General features: G+C 41.2%; 15 protein-coding genes. 8 read left to right on the top strand and 7 right to left on the bottom strand.

Annotated elements, in window-relative coordinates; genetic code table 11:
* The first annotated feature begins 109 nt into the window (after positions 1-109).
* Positions 110-748: an alpha/beta hydrolase gene (locus DTW91_RS07165; RefSeq protein WP_125202704.1), complete on the top strand. Its 639-nt coding sequence runs from the start codon at positions 110-112 to the stop codon at positions 746-748.
* Positions 749-856: 108 nt separating this feature from the next.
* On the opposite strand, the gene DTW91_RS07160 is transcribed toward DTW91_RS07165, so the two are convergent.
* A complete protein-coding gene (locus DTW91_RS07160; RefSeq protein WP_125202703.1) occupies positions 857-2,155 on the bottom strand; it encodes an aminopeptidase P family protein in 1,299 nt (432 codons plus the stop codon).
* 204 nt (positions 2,156-2,359) lie between these two features.
* On the opposite strand from DTW91_RS07160, the gene rbfA reads away from it, so the two are divergent.
* The 4 genes from rbfA to DTW91_RS07140 all read left to right on the top strand — a co-directional run bounded on the left by rbfA (position 2,360) and on the right by DTW91_RS07140 (position 5,895).
* A complete protein-coding gene (rbfA, locus tag DTW91_RS07155) occupies positions 2,360-2,719 on the top strand; it encodes a 30S ribosome-binding factor RbfA (protein ID WP_125202702.1) in 360 nt (119 codons plus the stop codon).
* 13 nt (positions 2,720-2,732) lie between these two features.
* Positions 2,733-3,935 carry an ABC transporter permease gene (locus DTW91_RS07150; RefSeq protein WP_125202701.1) on the top strand — a complete coding sequence of 401 codons (1,203 nt, stop codon included), beginning with the start codon at positions 2,733-2,735 and terminating at the stop codon, positions 3,933-3,935.
* Positions 3,936-4,065: 130 nt separating this feature from the next.
* Positions 4,066-5,142 carry an endonuclease gene (locus DTW91_RS07145; protein ID WP_125202700.1) on the top strand — a complete coding sequence of 359 codons (1,077 nt, stop codon included), beginning with the start codon at positions 4,066-4,068 and terminating at the stop codon, positions 5,140-5,142.
* Between the two features lie 90 nt (positions 5,143-5,232).
* Entirely contained in the window at positions 5,233-5,895 is a 663-nt protein-coding gene (locus DTW91_RS07140) for a GDSL-type esterase/lipase family protein (RefSeq protein WP_125202699.1), read from the top strand.
* Positions 5,896-5,928: 33 nt separating this feature from the next.
* On the opposite strand, the gene DTW91_RS07135 is transcribed toward DTW91_RS07140, so the two are convergent.
* From DTW91_RS07135 to glgB, 6 genes are all read right to left on the bottom strand, one after another.
* Positions 5,929-6,576 (bottom strand): J domain-containing protein, encoded by a 648-nt coding sequence (locus DTW91_RS07135; protein WP_125202698.1) that lies wholly within the window; start codon positions 6,574-6,576, stop codon positions 5,929-5,931.
* A 166-nt stretch (positions 6,577-6,742) separates the two neighbouring features.
* A complete protein-coding gene (locus DTW91_RS07130) occupies positions 6,743-7,384 on the bottom strand; it encodes an HdeD family acid-resistance protein (protein ID WP_125202697.1) in 642 nt (213 codons plus the stop codon).
* A gap of 68 nt (positions 7,385-7,452) precedes the next feature.
* Positions 7,453-8,220 carry a DUF3108 domain-containing protein gene (locus DTW91_RS07125; protein WP_125202696.1) on the bottom strand — a complete coding sequence of 256 codons (768 nt, stop codon included), beginning with the start codon at positions 8,218-8,220 and terminating at the stop codon, positions 7,453-7,455.
* A gap of 93 nt (positions 8,221-8,313) precedes the next feature.
* Entirely contained in the window at positions 8,314-9,582 is a 1,269-nt protein-coding gene (locus tag DTW91_RS07120; protein WP_125202695.1) for a glucose-1-phosphate adenylyltransferase, read from the bottom strand.
* Between the two features lie 78 nt (positions 9,583-9,660).
* Entirely contained in the window at positions 9,661-11,067 is a 1,407-nt protein-coding gene (locus tag DTW91_RS07115; RefSeq protein ID WP_125202694.1) for a glycogen synthase, read from the bottom strand.
* Positions 11,068-11,091: 24 nt separating this feature from the next.
* Positions 11,092-13,107 carry a 1,4-alpha-glucan branching protein GlgB gene (glgB, locus tag DTW91_RS07110; RefSeq protein ID WP_125202693.1) on the bottom strand — a complete coding sequence of 672 codons (2,016 nt, stop codon included), beginning with the start codon at positions 13,105-13,107 and terminating at the stop codon, positions 11,092-11,094.
* A gap of 488 nt (positions 13,108-13,595) precedes the next feature.
* Here glgB and DTW91_RS07105 point away from each other — a divergent pair, with 488 nt between their 5' ends.
* The 3 genes from DTW91_RS07105 (at position 13,596) to DTW91_RS07095 (ending at position 16,515) form a co-directional block, all read left to right on the top strand.
* Positions 13,596-14,243, top strand: a complete 648-nt coding sequence (locus DTW91_RS07105; RefSeq protein WP_125202692.1) for a hypothetical protein — start codon at positions 13,596-13,598, stop codon at positions 14,241-14,243.
* A 213-nt stretch (positions 14,244-14,456) separates the two neighbouring features.
* Positions 14,457-15,443: a nucleoside hydrolase gene (locus tag DTW91_RS07100; RefSeq protein ID WP_125202691.1), complete on the top strand. Its 987-nt coding sequence runs from the start codon at positions 14,457-14,459 to the stop codon at positions 15,441-15,443.
* Positions 15,444-15,534: 91 nt separating this feature from the next.
* Positions 15,535-16,515 carry an XAC2610-related protein gene (locus DTW91_RS07095; RefSeq protein ID WP_125202690.1) on the top strand — a complete coding sequence of 327 codons (981 nt, stop codon included), beginning with the start codon at positions 15,535-15,537 and terminating at the stop codon, positions 16,513-16,515.
* Positions 16,516-16,525 lie beyond the last annotated feature (10 nt).

Here is a 16,525-nt window from a genome sequence, read left to right as displayed (position 1 = left end):
TAAAATACGTTGTACTTTTTACAATTATACTTTAGATAAAAATACATAGTACTTTTTTACTTTTTACTTTTTACAATTTACAATTTACATTTACAATTATCCTCAGAATATGGACTTAAAATATCTCGTACGAGAACCACAAAATATCACACCGGAGACACCCATTTTGTTTCTTCTGCACGGTTTTGCCAGCAATGAGCAGGATCTTTTCAGTTTTGCACCCACTTTGCCGCAGGATTGGCTAATTGTGAGTTTCCGGGCTCCGAGGGATACCGAAAATGGCGGCTATGCTTGGTTTGACCTCGATTTTATGAACGAAGAAAATTTTGTTGACGAAACCCAAGCTCTGGAATCCGTGAAAATAGTGTTGGAAAATATCCTTAAAATCTCCAACTATTATGGATTGACCAATAACCAAACACATCTCTGCGGTTTCAGCCAAGGCGGAATGATTGTTTATGCATTGGCTTTGCAATATCCGGAGTTGTTCTCGAAAATAGCTTGCCTCAGTACTTATCCGGAAGAAAAAATGCTGAAAAACATCGTAAAAGACAAGAAAAAGCTGCAACATCTCAGATTCTTCATCTCCCACGGCACCGATGATGTGGTAATCCCATTGGAATGGGCCAAAAAAGGCGCCGAACTGCTTTATGATTTAGGCGCCTATTTCTCGTTCCGGGAGTATATGTCAGGCCACGGCGTGAACCAGAAAAACTATATGGATCTGATGGAATTTTTCAAGAAATAACGGACTTTATAAAACAAAAATCCCGACCATTTTTAGGTATGATCAGGATTTTTTATGTCAAATTTTTTGATGCTGAATTACTCCCATATCTAAAGTTTGATTGCTTTCTTAAGCATTCATCAAATCTTCGATTTCTTCAACTGTGATGGGAATATTGGCCATCAAATTAAACGGTTTTCCGGAAGCCTGGATGACATAATCGTCCTCGATCCTGATGCCAAAACCTTCCGCCGGAATATAAAATCCGGGTTCGTTGGTAAAAACCATATTCTCTACAAAATCATCGGTCAGGATGCCGTAGTCGTGTGTATCCAAGCCCATGTGATGCGAGGTTCCGTGCATCATAAACTTTTTGTAGGCCGGCCATTTCGGATCTTCGTTTTGGACATCCGCTTTGTCGATTAATCCCAATTGAAGCAACTCTTTGGTGTAAACTTCGCCCATTTCCTTATGAAATCTGTCCCAGTTATTCCCGGCAACCAAGCGCTCTTCTGCTTCTGCTTTGCATCGCAAAAGCGAGTTATAAACCTCTTTCTGTCTGTCGGAATATCTGCCGCTCACAGGAATCGTGCGGCTCAGATCGCTGGAATAGTTGGCATATTCTGCGCCTACATCCAGCAGGATCAGCTCGCCATCTTTGCACTGCTTGTTGTTGGCAATGTAATGCAAAACATTGGCATTGTTCCCGGTTGCAACGATCGGCGAATAGGCAAAACCTCGGCTTCGGTTTTTTATAAATTCGTGGATCAATTCTGCTTCGATTTCATATTCCCAAACATCTGGTTTGATGAAACCTAACAATCTTCTGATTCCTTTTTCCGTGATATTGCAGGCGGTTTGGATCAATGCCAATTCTTCCGGTTCTTTCACGCTTCTCAGCCGCTGAAGAATCGGATTGCTTCGCAAGTAATGGTGCATTGGGTAGTCTTTTTTTAGCTTTTTGATGAAGCGGTCTTCGCGGGTTTCTGTTTCCACAGCACTTCTGTAATGTTCATTTTTATTGAGATAAACATTTTCTGCTTCGTACATCAGGCTTTTGAAAATTCTGTCGAAATCGCTGAGCCAATACACGGTTTTGATTCCGGAAACGGCCGTCGCTTGTTCTTTGTTCAGTTTTTCGCCTTCCCAAATGGCAATATGCTCGTTGGTTTCTCTTAAAAACAAGATTTCCCGATTTTCTTCGAGATAGGCATCCGGAAAAATAACCAAAATGCTCTCCTCCTGATCGACGCCGCTGAGATAAAAGATGTCTCGGTGCTGCTGAAATGGCATTGTGGAGTCTGCACTTATCGGATAAATATCGTTGGAATTAAAAACGGCTAAGGATTTTGGTAATAGTTTTTCCGCAAATTTCTTTCTGTTTTTCACGAAAAGAGAACTTGGCAATTGTTCGTATTTTGTTGTCATTATTAAGAGATATTTTAATTAAAAATTCGCTGCATTTCTCAAAAGAATTGGGTTAAAATCTATTTCCAAATGTACAAAACCTCCAAGGATTAACTTTAAAAATATGCCTTAAAGTTTTAATAAAATCCAACCCGATAGGTTCTGAGTCTTTAACTCAAACTGCTGCACAAAATTCAAAACAAAAACACTAAATTTGCATCATTTATGGAAAGCAACAGACAAAGAAAAGTAGCACAAATCATTCAGGAAGATATGGCGGAAATCTTCCGCAAGCAGGCTGCGGAAAGCAAACAGAGCTTCTTGGTCTCGGTTTCTGATGTGAAAGTGACTGCAGATCTCAGCATCGCCAAAATATATCTCAGCATTTTTCCGCCCGAACTGCGAGAACCCATTATGAAGGAAATCAACAGCAACCACTCCTTCTACCGCAACTATATCGGGCAAAAGATGTCTAAACAGGTGCGCATTATTCCGCAACTTGTTTTTTATATCGACACCAGTCTCGACGATGTAGAGCGCATCGAAAGGGAACTAAAGGGCGAAGGCGACAACCCGATTCTATAAATCCTCCGCGATATTGAAAAATGCTTTTTACATAGCATCCCGATACCTCATCTCCCGCAAAGGAAGCACGGCCGTCACGTTCATCACGTGGCTCGCCGCGTTTGCAATGGTGGCAGCCGTGGCAGCGATGTTTATCATCATTTCTGTTTTTTCGGGATTGGAGGAGCTGAATAAAGATATGATCGCCAATCTACACGCCGACCTCACCATCCGTAGCAAAACGGGAAAAGTGCTTCCCGAAATTGACAAAATCATTGAAACGCTGAAAAAAAATAAGGAAGTTGTCAGTTTTTCCAAAGTAATAGAGGAAAAGGTGTATCTGGGCTACAAAGACAATGGCGAAATTGCTTATCTGCGAGGGGTAGATTCATCTTATATTCAGGTCAATCCTATCAACGAAACTATTTTTTACGGGAAATATCCGGATTTCAAATACAGCAATGAGGTCATCTTGGAAAATGGACTTGACAACCGACTTTCTCTTCCGGTGAACTCCAGTCAGGATTTTGCAACGGTCTTGATGCCAAAACCGGGAAAAGGCATCATCCAGCAGGAGAGCGACATCTTCAGCAAAAAAGACATCTATGTCAGCGGGATTTTTCCGGGAAATGATCAACTGGATAATTACATCATCGGGCCGATAGAGCTGGCGCAAGAACTGCTAGGACTTCCGAAATCGGCTTGTTATCAGGTGGTGATCAAGCTTAGAGAATCCAAGAATTCGGAAATGGTAAAAGCAGATTTGACCAAAAAATTGGGCAATCAATTAATCATTACTACCAAATCTGAAGAGAACGCCGCTTTTTGGAAAATGATTAATACCGAAAAGTTGATGATCTATTTGATTTTTGGCTTGGTAATCTTCATTACGACTTTCAACTTGGCCGGTGCGATTACGATTCTCCAGCTGGACAAGAAAGAGCAAGCTAAGGCACTGATTGCGCTGGGCTTCGACAAGATAGATCTTCGGCTGACTTACTTCTTCACAGGCGTGCTGATCGTTTTCTTTGGGTTGATCTGCGGACTCGTGCTTGGCTCGGCCATTTCGTATTTGCAGATTCGGACAGGCTTTTTCAAAGCGAGTGAAAATCTGGCATTTCCCGTGAAAATTGAAGGGTTCAACTATTTTATTGTTTCGGCCATTGCTCTATTTTTTGGCCTTGCCATTTCTTTTCTTTTTTCTAAGGTCAACAAAAGATATCTTGTGGAAAAATAATCTGACCAAAATTTTCATTTTTCCAATTCAGCAGATCAACATTATATTATCGTTAAAACACACTTTAAAAAATATTAAAACATAAATTCAATACCAATTTAATCTTAACTTTACGCCCTAATTTTTTAAAATGAAGAAATCAATTTTACTCTTATCTTTTATGATCTTTGGTTTTGCGAATGCACAGGAGCCGGCAGGCTACTACAGCACGGCAAACGGACTCACCGGATTTGCCCTGAAGACAAAACTTGGGGAGATCATCAGCGCGGGCTACATCACCAAGAGCTATGATAGTCTTTATAATGGCTTTCCCACTACCGATTCCGATAACTTTTATGAGAAAGATGGCACGGTGCTCGATATTTATTCCGAAAATCCTGCCGGAGCCGATCCTTACAATTATACGCACGGCGTGAAGAAATGCGGTAATTATTCTGTAGAAGGCGACTGCTACAACAGGGAACATTCGATTCCCCAAAGTCTTTTTAACCAAGACAGCCCGATGGTTTCGGACATCCAACATATTTTGCCAACAGACGGCAAGGTGAACGGGATGAGAAGCAATTATCCGTACGGGAAAGTGGGCAGCGCGACGTGGACTTCCAAAAACGGTTCCAAACTGGGCGCCAACAGTTCTCCGGGATACTCCGGAACTGTGTTTGAACCCATTAATGAATTCAAAGGAGATGTAGCCAGAGTATTACTCTATTTCGTGACGAGATACGAAACAAAATTATCCGGTTTCGAGAGTGGCAACATCCTTAATCCAGGAAATATCCACAAGGGTCTGGCGGATTGGGAACTGAACTTGATGTTGCAATGGAACCAGCAGGATCCTGTCTCGGAGAGAGAAATCGTCCGTAATAATGCCGCCTATAATTACCAGAAAAACAGAAATCCCTTCATCGATCATCCGGAATGGGTCACCACAATTTGGGGAGCTGCGCCGCTGGCAGTGGATGATGCTTCCTTCTCTAAAAACCTTACGATTGCGCCAAATCCTGTGAAGGGCAATTTAATTTCGGTAAGCGGAGATCAAGATCTGAAGAAATTCAAAAAAGCGATGATCTACAATATGACGGGGCAAAATGTACAAACCGTGGACAATCCTTTCCAAAATGGGAACACCATCAGGCTCAACCAGTTGCCCAAAGGAGTTTATATCCTGAAAACAGGGGAATTGAACACGAAATTTATCGTAGAGTAATTTTTCATAAATAAATTTTTAAAATCCTCAAAACAGTTGCTTTTCGGCAGCTGTTTTTTTGTACCTTGGAACTTCAAAAAATTAAAAAATATGAAACAGCATCGATTGTTCAGACTTTTCTTTTTAAGCATCATTTTAAACTCTGTATTATTTTTTGGTCAGGAAAAGCCTTTTTGGAAGGAGATTCAGGAATTCAAAAAAATCGATCAGCAAAATGGAATCCCGAAAAAGCCGATCCTCTTCCTCGGAAGTTCTTCCTTTACCAAATGGACAGATGTCAATGATTATTTCCCCGGAAAAACCATTGTGAACCGTGGATTTGGCGGATCGAGACTGGTGGATCTCATTTATTATGCAGATGAGCTCCTCGACCCTTACCACCCAAGGCAGATCGTCATCTACTGTGGGGACAACGATATTGCGATGGATCACCCGACGGCCACGGAAGTTTTCGAACGCTTCAAAACCTTCTACGGAAAGATTCGGGAAAAATATCCGAAAGTTCCCGTCGCGTATGTTTCTATCAAATATTCGCCAAGCCGTGCGCAGTTTTGGCCCGTGGTGACAGAAGTCAATCGGATGATCGCCTCGTACCTCAAAACACAAAAGCGGGCAGATTACATTGATATCACGAAGGTGATGGCCGATGCCAACGGGCAAGTACGAACCGATCTTTTTCTGGACGATATGCTCCACATGAAGCCGGAAGGCTATCGGCTTTGGGCTCAAGTGATGGCGCCGTACTTAAAATAGTTTACCCGGAAAACTACCAAACTCTGTTGATTCTCAGTTGAGCATTGTCCAAATCAGCACCACGAGGATTGCTACCAAAATAAGAACAGAGACCAGCCTTCTGGAGCTGGTTTCTTTTTTTTGCGGCGGTTTGCGAAAGTTTTCGTGGAAGTTCTGCCCGGGATTTTCTTTTCCCGATGTGGCTTCGGATTCAAAAACTTCCGTGATGGTAATTCCTTGGACAATGGTTTTATGCAGGACGGTGTTGGTGGCGTGTAGCAGAATCTGAAATTTTCCTTGCGAATCGAATTCCTTGATGCGAATGGTGCGTTCGCCCTCCGGTTTTTCCAGTCCAAAGGGAACTATTTTTACAAAATCGGCATCATAGGTGTTCCAATAGATGGTGATTTCCTCATCTTTTCGGGCTCTGATTTTGTTCGCAGAGAAATTTTTTATCTTCGGAGGAAACATACTTTTGATATTCTGCTGTTGGCTGCCGAGATTTTGATCGTATATTCTTTTGGTCTGAGGATTGGTAAGCGTTTCGTAGGCTTCTTTCACCTCTTTGAATCGGTCCGAAAAAAAAGCATCATTATCATTCTTGTCGGGATGATATTTGAGAGACAACTTCCGATAGGCTTTTTTGATATCTTCGGGAGAAGCATTTTTGGGAATGCCGAGAAAGTAGTAATAGTCCTTCACTGCACAAATTTACTAATTTCCTTTGTTTATAAACAAAAAAATGGAAAGCAGAACTTCCCATTTTTACGTTTTTTAATTTAGTACTTTATGAACAACTTCAAATATATTCTGGATTTCACAGTATCTTTTGATAGCATTTGTTCCTTTAGTAATGGCGATTTGACGTTTAGTCTTTTTTATTAATGCTTTTATAGTATTCTTCTTTCAAATCTTCGATTTTGTCTTTAAGTTCTTGGTTTACTTTTCGGGGAAGTGTTTTCAGTCTTCTCAGTTGAAAAGATAGTACAATAGCGTAAATTCCTGCGAAAATAAAAGAAAGAGCAGTTATCAGCACCAAAGATATGCCTGTAAAAATGGGATCGGCAATTAAAATGAAAGACAAGACGATACCTATTACGCTTAAAATAGCAAGATTGCCCCACCTAAGGATACCGTAATTTTTTAGTTCAAATGCAAAACCCAGACCCTGAATAGAACGGAACAGCAAGCTAAAACCCACGAAAAATGGTAACGTCGTGGCTGCTATATCGGGTCTTGCGAGAAGCAGAATACCAATCAGCAATGCAAAAATACCACCGGCAAGGTACCAGCCCCAGCCTTCCAACTCTTTTCTGTTTTCAATAGAAAAGACAATCTCCAAAATCCCCGAGAAAAGGAATGATAACGTAAAAAGCAAAACCAGAGAAAAGTAGGTTGCTCCCGGGACGGACAACAAATAGCCCCCTAAAATAATAAATAACAGACCGACAATTGCTGGGATATACCAGTATTTGACGGTGTTTCGTACAGTTTTTAAAAATGATGCCATAATATTTAATTTTTTAAAGTTTATAAAATTTGTTTTCAAATAATTCCAATAAAGCACGGAATATCCTTTTATTTTTCAAATTTGATGGGATATTTGACATTGCTGTACCGGTCGATACTTGCCTTAAGAGATCCGACCGCCAACTCCGCTTTTACCAATACCGGCACCCGGTTCAGATCATTTGTAACCCACATCGTGACACTTTCTCTCGCTTTGAAAACCCGGCCACTGATCACGGAAGGAACAATTTTTAAACAATTGACTTTACCAAATTTGGTGGATATTTTTTCCGTTCCTGCCACTCTCACCTGAAAAGGAAACAGTTCATCGTCAATCCAGATGTTTATTTTTACGACACTACCAACTTTCAATTGATCGGCCGGCAAATCTCTTAAATAATAAAAGCAGGAAAGCATATCTTGCACCCCATTGGGTACTTTGATGGTTTTCGTAGGTCTGTCCCGATGTTTCTTATCTACAAGTACCACAGTATCATTACTTGCGTTAAAGGTACTTTCAAGATGTTGTGTATAGCTTCCTTCGGAGACATTTCTCACGTAGAAAAGCGGTTCTTTGTTGTCGTTGATATAGCTTTCGTAAATATCTTCTACTTTGAAGAAAGTCTTTGCGGCACCGCTTGTCTTGCCGACGCCCCGTACATAAAATGCGGGCTGTCCTTTGTAAGATGTTTTGGTTGTAGATAGGGTAGCGTTGCCGGCGGTTATAAATCCGTAGTGAACTCTGTAACTGAGTACCTCCCCCGCGTTGATATGGCTGAACTGTGCCTGCAGTATAGAAGAAAAGACCAGACCAACCAATAAAAATATTTGCTTCATTAACTTTTAAACTTTACATCTTCTAAGACAAATAATCTGCCAAAGTAAAATTAAAACCCTTCGTAACAAAGGGTTTTATGATTTATTATTGATTTATAAAATATTAGTACCGTCCGGGATTTTGGCATTTTTCTTTACCACCACGATGCCGTCTCTGATAGAATAGGTATCATAATCGCCATCAGGATGATGTTTTCCACCGATGATCCTTACATTATTACCAATGAAGCAGTTTTTGTCGAGGATGGCTCTGTCGATATAGCAGTATCTTCCGATTCCCATATTGGTAATTCCGGCGGCTTCATTATCGGATACTTGCTTGGCAGTTTGGTAATAGTCGGCACCCATCACATAGGAATTGACGATGGTAGATCCTCTGTCGATTCTGGTTCTGTTACCAATGATGCTGTGTTCTATTTTATCAGCCAAGATGATACAGCCATCACCAATAATGGTTTTGCTTACATATGATCCATTGATCTTTGACGGAGGAAGCATCCTTGCTCTGGTATAAATGGGATTGGAACTGAAGAGATTGAACTGTGGCAAATCCAGAGTGAGATCTAGATTGGCTTCGTAGAAGGATTCAATCGTTCCGATGTCGGTCCAATAACCATCGTATTGGTAACTTAGAACATTATAGTGACCAATAGCTGCAGGGATGAAATCTTTACCAAAATCGTCGCCTTCGTGTTCATCGAACAGTTTTTTCAAAACATCTTTTGAGAAGACGTAGATTCCCATAGATGCAAGGAATTCTTTACCTTTCGATTTATTTTCATCGCTCACTTCCGATTTCCACTCGTTTAGGATATCCAAACCCGGCTTCTCTATGAAAGAGGTAATATTGCCTTTTTTATCGGCTTTCATAATCCCAAAACCCGTGGCATCTTTTGCATTGACGGGGATGGTCGCGATGGTGATGTCGCCGCCTTGCTTTTTGTGAAAGTTGATCATTTCCTGAAAATTCATCTGGTACAGCTGATCTCCGGATAGGATCAGGACATATTCGTATTCATATTTATCCAGATGCTTCATGGTTTGGCGAACGGCATCGGCTGTGCCTTGATACCAGTTCTCGTTTTCCACATTCTGCTCTGCTGCCAAAATGTCTACAAATCCTTTACTGAAAATGTCAAAGTGGTAGGAGTTTTTGATGTGGGAATTTAATGAAGCCGAATTAAACTGAGTTAAGACCAATATCCTATTAAGTCCCGAGTTGAGACAGTTGGAAATCGGAATATCTACCAATCGGTATTTTCCCGCGATGGGAACGGCCGGTTTGGATCTCGTATAGGTCAAAGGGAACAAGCGAGTTCCTCTTCCGCCTCCGAGGACAATGGAGATTACGCTTTCTTTCATTATAATATCTTTTGAGTTTGTGTTATGCTAAAGCTAATAAATATGTACCAATATTAAGCCAATGTGAATAGAATTTTTTTAATAATTATAAAGACTGGCGTAGTTTTTTGCGGCAGCTTCCCAAGAGAAATCGAAAGACATATTGCTGTAGATTAATCCTTTCATCAAATCTTTTTGGCTGTAAATGTGAAGCGCCCTTTTGATGGCATGAACGGCGTCCTCGGCGCCGGGATTCGTAAAGTTTAGTCCGCTACCGCCCGTCGAAATATCCTGCACTGTATCGCGCAGACCACCTGTGTATCGCACGATTGGAACGGTGCCGTACCGCATCGCATACATCTGATTCAGGCCGCAAGGTTCTACCCTGCTCGGCATCAAGAGAAAATCTGCTGACGCGTAAATCTGATGGGAAAGAGATTCTTTATACCCCAGATCGATGGCAAAATTGATGTTGAACTCATATTGCAATCCCTTCAATCTGTTTTCTATTTCCTGATTTCCCGATCCCAATACTATCAAATTCAATGAACCGTTGGTCTCCTGAATGCTTTTTTGAATTATTTCCGGCAGCAGATCGGCTCCTTTTTCGCGGGCAAAGCGGCCAATAAAACCAAAAAGCGGAAGATGAGGATTCAGACCGTATTCTGCACAGATTACTTTTTTATTTTCCCATTTCCCTTCTTCTGCATAGTCCTTGTTATAATTGAATTTCAGCATCTCATCCGTTTCCGGATCCCACACCTCGGTATCGATGCCGTTGAGAATCCCGAAAGCTTTCTGCCGCTCCTGATGCATCAGCGGTTCCAAACCTTGGAAGTTGTAAAATAATTCTTCCAGATATCCTTTAGAGACGGCATTAAAGGCATTACAGCATTTGATCATCGCAGCCATCGGATTGATCCTGCCGTTCCAATCGAGAAGTCCCGATCGCCAGCCGTCAAAATGGGGAAGGAAACTAGACATCATCCAGTCCATACTGCCCTGATATTCGCCATTATGAATCGTTCCCACAGTTTTTACACCTTTCAGAAACTGAAATTCATAGCAATTATCAATCATAAAAGGAACCAAGCCCGTGTGATAATCGTGGCAATGGAAAATATCCGGACGGATCTCCATCGCGCTGAGCCAATGCAAAACCCCGTGTTGAAACGCTATAAACTGCTGACTCTCATCCCAATACCCATAGACGCTTTCGCGATCCAGGAGTCCGGGAATTTTCACTAAGTAAAGGTCAAAACCAAGCGCAGCACTCTTCTCCTTAAAAACCTGAACCTGGTACATATGAAACGACTGATGGATAAAGCCGTCGAAAACGACTTCGAACTCGTGGTTGTAGAAAAAAGGATTGTTGTACCATGGCATAATGACGCTGGCATCCAAGCCCATCTTATTCTGATATTTTGGCAGGGCGCCCACCACGTCTGCCAGTCCGCCGACCTTAGCAACCGGATAGCACTCCATAGAAAGGTGAAATATTTTCATAGAAATTCTATTGTTTTTCTGAATTTAAGAATCGTGTCGTTTCGTTGTTTTGACAGTCTGTTTGTCAGTCGACTTGATTTTTTTACCTGTCGCTTTCTTCTTTTTTTTAATTCTTTTTTTGATTTCTGCGCTTGGCTTGTGCGTTATTTGATTCAGAACCACGCCCGACAAGGGTGGTAATCTCATAATGATAGAATTTTCTCGGCCGTCCCATCCTTCGTCCAATTGTTGCGAGATGACTGCCTCAACGCCGCTTCCGCTGTACTTCCCTTCGTCAGAATTGAGAATGGTTTCCCATTTTGTATCTTTTTCTACGCCGATTCGGTAATCAAAAGTGTTGGGCGTGAGGTTCAGAACAATCATCAGAACCTGCTTGTTCTTTTTGCTTTTTCGGAGGTAGATGAAGATAGAATTGTCGGTATCATCCGCATTAACCCATTCGAAGCCGTTGGGCGAAAATTGCTGCTCGTACAGCGCCGGATTGGATTTATAAAGCAGGTTGAGATCCTTTACAAATTCCTGAAGATTTTTATGAATAGGATACTGGAGCAAATGCCAATCCAGAGAGGTTGTAAAATTCCATTCGCGGGTCTGGGCAAATTCGTCGCCCATAAAAAGCAACTTCGCTCCCGGATTGGTAAACATATAAACATACAAGGCGCGCAGATTGGCAAACTTCTGCCATTCGTCGCCCGGCATCTTGTAGATCAGGCTGCTTTTCCCGTGAACCACCTCATCGTGCGAGAGCGGCATCATATAATTCTCATTGAACATATAGACGCTGGTGAAGGTGATTTTGTTGTGATGGTATTTCCGGGCGAGGGGATCTTCCTTGAAATAGTCCAAGGTGTCGTGCATCCAGCCCATCATCCATTTCATGCCGAAGCCGATACCGCCTTCGTGGACTGGGGACGTAAGCCGTGGGAAATCCGAACTTTCTTCGGCAATCGTCTGTACATCAGGAAATTCCCGATAGGCTGCGATGTTGAAATCCTGAAGAAATTGCTTGGCTTCCAGATTCACATTGGTGCCGTAGATGTTTGGTTCCCACTCGCCTTCGTTTCGCGAATAATCCAAATAGAGCATCGAGGTGACGGCATCTACGCGCAGTCCATCGGCATGATATCTGTCGAGCCAAAAAATGGCATTGGAAATTAAAAAAGATTTGACCTCCGGCCTTCCGTAATTGAAGATGTAGGATTTCCAATCGGGATGGAAACCTTTTCTGGGATCTTCGTGTTCGTATAAAAACGAACCGTCGAAAAAGTGCAAACCATTGGCATCGCCCGGAAAGTGGGAAGGCACCCAGTCTAGAAAAACGCCAATATTATTCTTATGAAGTTCCGAAATAAGATACATCAACTCCTGAGGCGAGCCGAATCTGGATGTAGCAGCATAGAATCCTGTGATTTGATAGCCCCAACTCGGGTCGAACGGATACTCCATCACGGGCATAAACTCTACGTGGGTAAAATTCATAGCTTTGAGATACGGCACCAGTTTGTCTGCCACTTCGCCATAGCTAAGGAATCGCTCGGGATTGCCGGGATCCCGCATCCACGAGCCCAGATGCATTTCGTAAACGGAGATTGGCGACTCCAGACTGTTGTGCTTGGCGCGGTTTTTCATCCAATCCTCATCTTGCCATTCGTACCAAGTGGTGCAAACGATAGAGCCGGCCTGAACCGCATTTTCAAAACAAAGTGCGTAGGGATCGGCTTTTTCCAGCAGCAAACCTTTGTTGGTGCGGATGCCGTATTTATAAACTTCTCCCAAGTCCAGACCGGGGATAAAACCTTCCCAAATGCCCGACTGATCCCAGCGCCCAGCGAGCTGGTGCGAAAACGAGTTCCACTGGTTGAAGTTCCCCATCACGGAGACTTCTGCCGCCGTGGGCGCCCAAACCGAGAAATAAACGCCGGAAACACCGTCCACTGTCACTTTGTGAGAACCAAACTTTTCGTATAGCCGGGTGTGGTTTCCGGAACGGAAAAGGTAGATGTCGAAGTCGGAAAATAAGGAGTACGGCTGGACCTGCATAAGGTGATATTTGGTAGATGACGTGATGGATTATGGGCAAAAAATTTAAAATTTTACAACATCACCAAGATAGAGAAATTAATTCATACTCAAAAAAAAATTTTGTTAAATCATATTAATTTTTCTGATTTTAGGAACGCTCTACTTTTTTGTAAAAATGTCCGCGGCAGCCCGAATCTTTACCCGTAAGAGATTATCCGAGGGATTTTTATTTGTATTTTTTTATTTATTAAAAATGTTTAAAAAAACAATCTGTAAAACCTTTTGTAATGCCTTATTATATTGGTGTAAATTTATTAAATCGCTGAAGAGATTTATTGCTTGATCGGCCGACTAACAGACTTAGATAAGAATAACTACTTATTTGCTAAATTTTAATTTGTGTAGCATTTTTATAATGTTTTTTAGGCAAAAGTACAGCGACGCAACTTCGCGAAGCGCAAATCATCAGAGGCATAATTTTTGACCCAAAAATAAAAATGACCATTATGAAAAAAGCGATTTTACTTTTCTCACTGACAATGGGTTTTTGGACACTACTCAATGCACAGTTAACGAACAAAGAAATAGAAGCTAAAGGCGTATTCGGTGAGATTGCGGTTGAAAAACAAAACCAAACAATAAAAATTCTACAAGGCCAAGACCCACAACAGAAAAAACAGACTATTGAGACTGTAATTAATAATCCCAACGACTATAATCCGCCTGTTCTTTATGCCCTTTCTCGCGAACTTTTTTCGCAAGGCGACAAGGATGAAGCGGCTTTTTGGTTTTATGTGGCTCAACTCAGAGCAAGATATGACGCCAACTTGTGTATGGACAATTCTGCAAAACAAGCAGTATCGGTGTTAAATAACGAATACGGTCCCGACATCAATAAGTATGCGTTCCAAGACATTGACAAACTTGAAAAGACTGTAAACAAAGTGGTTAACTTTGTAAGAACAAACAACGAGAACTACGACCACCGTTGGATCAATCTGCACGGAATGTGGGTCATCCAAGCCGGACAAGGCGAAGGACCAAATGCAAGAGAATTGACCAAACCGAAAGACGAATGGGCCGCGATAAAGAAAAAAACAATTGACAACTATTACAACGGATTTCTTGAGTCTGTCAAAAGTCAACAGAAATAGAAATATGAGGTATGACCGCTTTTGCGTCGGGCAGATTGAACTGCAAACTTAGGACCTCTACTGCTGTTCGCCCACAGCGGTTTTGCAAGAATTAGCAATTGGACTTGTAAAAAAGTTTTCACTAAATTTGTACACCACTTTGCAAGTAAAAGAGCGCTGAAAATCCCGCCCTCTCCAGCTACGAGCGACCACGGATAATTAAACAGAAATTACATGAACACACTTAGAACTTTATTTTTATTTGTACTCTTTTTTTTTAGCACAAATTCGCATGCACAACCCAACTTAATATTTGATACTGATTTTGGTGCAGATGCCGATGACTTAGGTGCATTAGCAATGCTGAATCATTTTAAAAACAGGAAAGAATGTAATTTGCTAGCAGTAATGGTCTGGTCTACCGAGAAGTATGCTGTCCCCGCTATTGATGCGGTTAATACTTTTTATGGTAATCCAAACATTCCCATTGGTGTAAGAAAAGATGAAACTCATTTCCAAGAATGGAACTATTCCAAGCCAATAGCTGACGCTTTCGAGCACGACGAAACATACGATACAGCAGTAGAAGCCACATTGCTATATCGCAAAATATTATCCGAAAGCAAAGACAAGAGTATTGTCATTGTCACTGTCGGCCCCTTAAAGAATATCCAAAACCTTATTAATTCTCCAGCAGACAGCCTCTCTCCTTTGTCCGGAAAGGAATTAATTGATTTGAAAGTAAAGGAATTTGTAATTATGGGCGGACAATTTCCTGAAGGCGAAAAGGAATGGAATTTTGATGGGAATATGATAGGGGTAACAAAATTTGTGATTAGTAATATAAATGTGCCTATTACTTTCTCGGGATACGAGTTGGGTGTCGCTATAAAAACCGGAGAAATATTTAATACGTTAGACCCACATACACCGCTGTATATAGGCTTTATGCATTTTAGCCGGCATGCGCCTTGGGTAAAAGAAAACTTCAAAGGAAAAATTCTTAATAATTCCACCTATGACCAAACGGCGGTGTTATATGCAGTCAGAAACGGGGTTGGAACGATTTGGGATAAAGTAGGTGGATTGTGTGTTCCTGATGATAAAGGTGGAAATAAATGGATTAATTCTGATAATTACAAGCATAGCTATCTGAAACTAAAAATACCTATTCAGGATATTGAAAAAATGTTAGAGTCATTCATGTTAAATAAATTTTAAGCTAATAATAGAGAAAAAGATATAGATTTTCTTTACAGTTAATCATTAAAAAAGGACGAGTTGCATTTAACTTGAATCCACCTTCCAAAAAATGAAACAAACATTATTTATACTGTTTTTTTTGACTTCAAAGTCTGCGTTCGCCCAGGTCACATTTGTAATCGACAATTTCTCAAACGATTATGTAGGGAAATTATTTATCGCAGACACCACGAAAGTATTCAGCAAAGGCTGGGTTGCAATTTTTGATAAAACATCCAATCGACAACTCATCAAAATAAATTCAGACGAGCTGACCTTTGAACTCCATAAAGGTAAAGTTCTGGCCAACATAAGAGAGCTTCCCTACGGCGAACAAAGCCAAATTCTGCACGAGGACTACAATTTCGACGGTAAAAAAGATTTTGCAATTATGGAGGGACAAAAGAGTTGCTATCACGGACCGTCTTTCCAAATCTACTTAGCCACAGATAATGGCTTTAAACAAAGCCCCGAATTCTCAAGGCTTTCCCAAGACTATTGCGGCATGTTCCGCACTGATCCCAAAACAAAAACCATTCACACCATGACAAAAAGCGGATGTTGCTGGCATCAGTTTTCTGAATTCAAAGTGAAAAACAACAAACCTTATCCGGTAAAAATCGTGGAAGAAGGATTAAGTACCTCGGGAATTACGTGGGATTACAAAGAACAGAATTTAGTCAATGGGAAAATGTCCGAAACCACCTATCAAAAGCTTGACCTTGAGGAAGGAAAGTACGACCCAATACTTTCCTTTGAAATTAAAAATAAGAAGAAAATGCAAATTTTTAAAACCGGATCCACCCTATATTACGTTCTTACCGATGCCGACGGCAAAATCGAATTGCTGTACAACGGCACATTCAAATACTCAGGTCGCGACAATAATTTGTCGTTTACAAATCATAATACCAATTATGTCATCAACGATGACAAAATTATAATAAAAACGCCAAACAATAATACCTACCAACTGCAAGCTCTCGATAACACAAGAGCCGGGACATTAGCAAAAGTGAAAAGCTTAAAAGCAGAAAACATAATCCCGTAAAATGATTCCG

Source organism: Chryseobacterium sp. SC28, assembly GCF_003932955.1.
In the GTDB taxonomy this organism is placed as follows: Bacteria; Bacteroidota; Bacteroidia; order Flavobacteriales; family Weeksellaceae; genus Epilithonimonas.
Note: the sequence above shows the minus strand (reverse complement) of the source record. Positions and strands in the feature narration are given on the sequence as shown.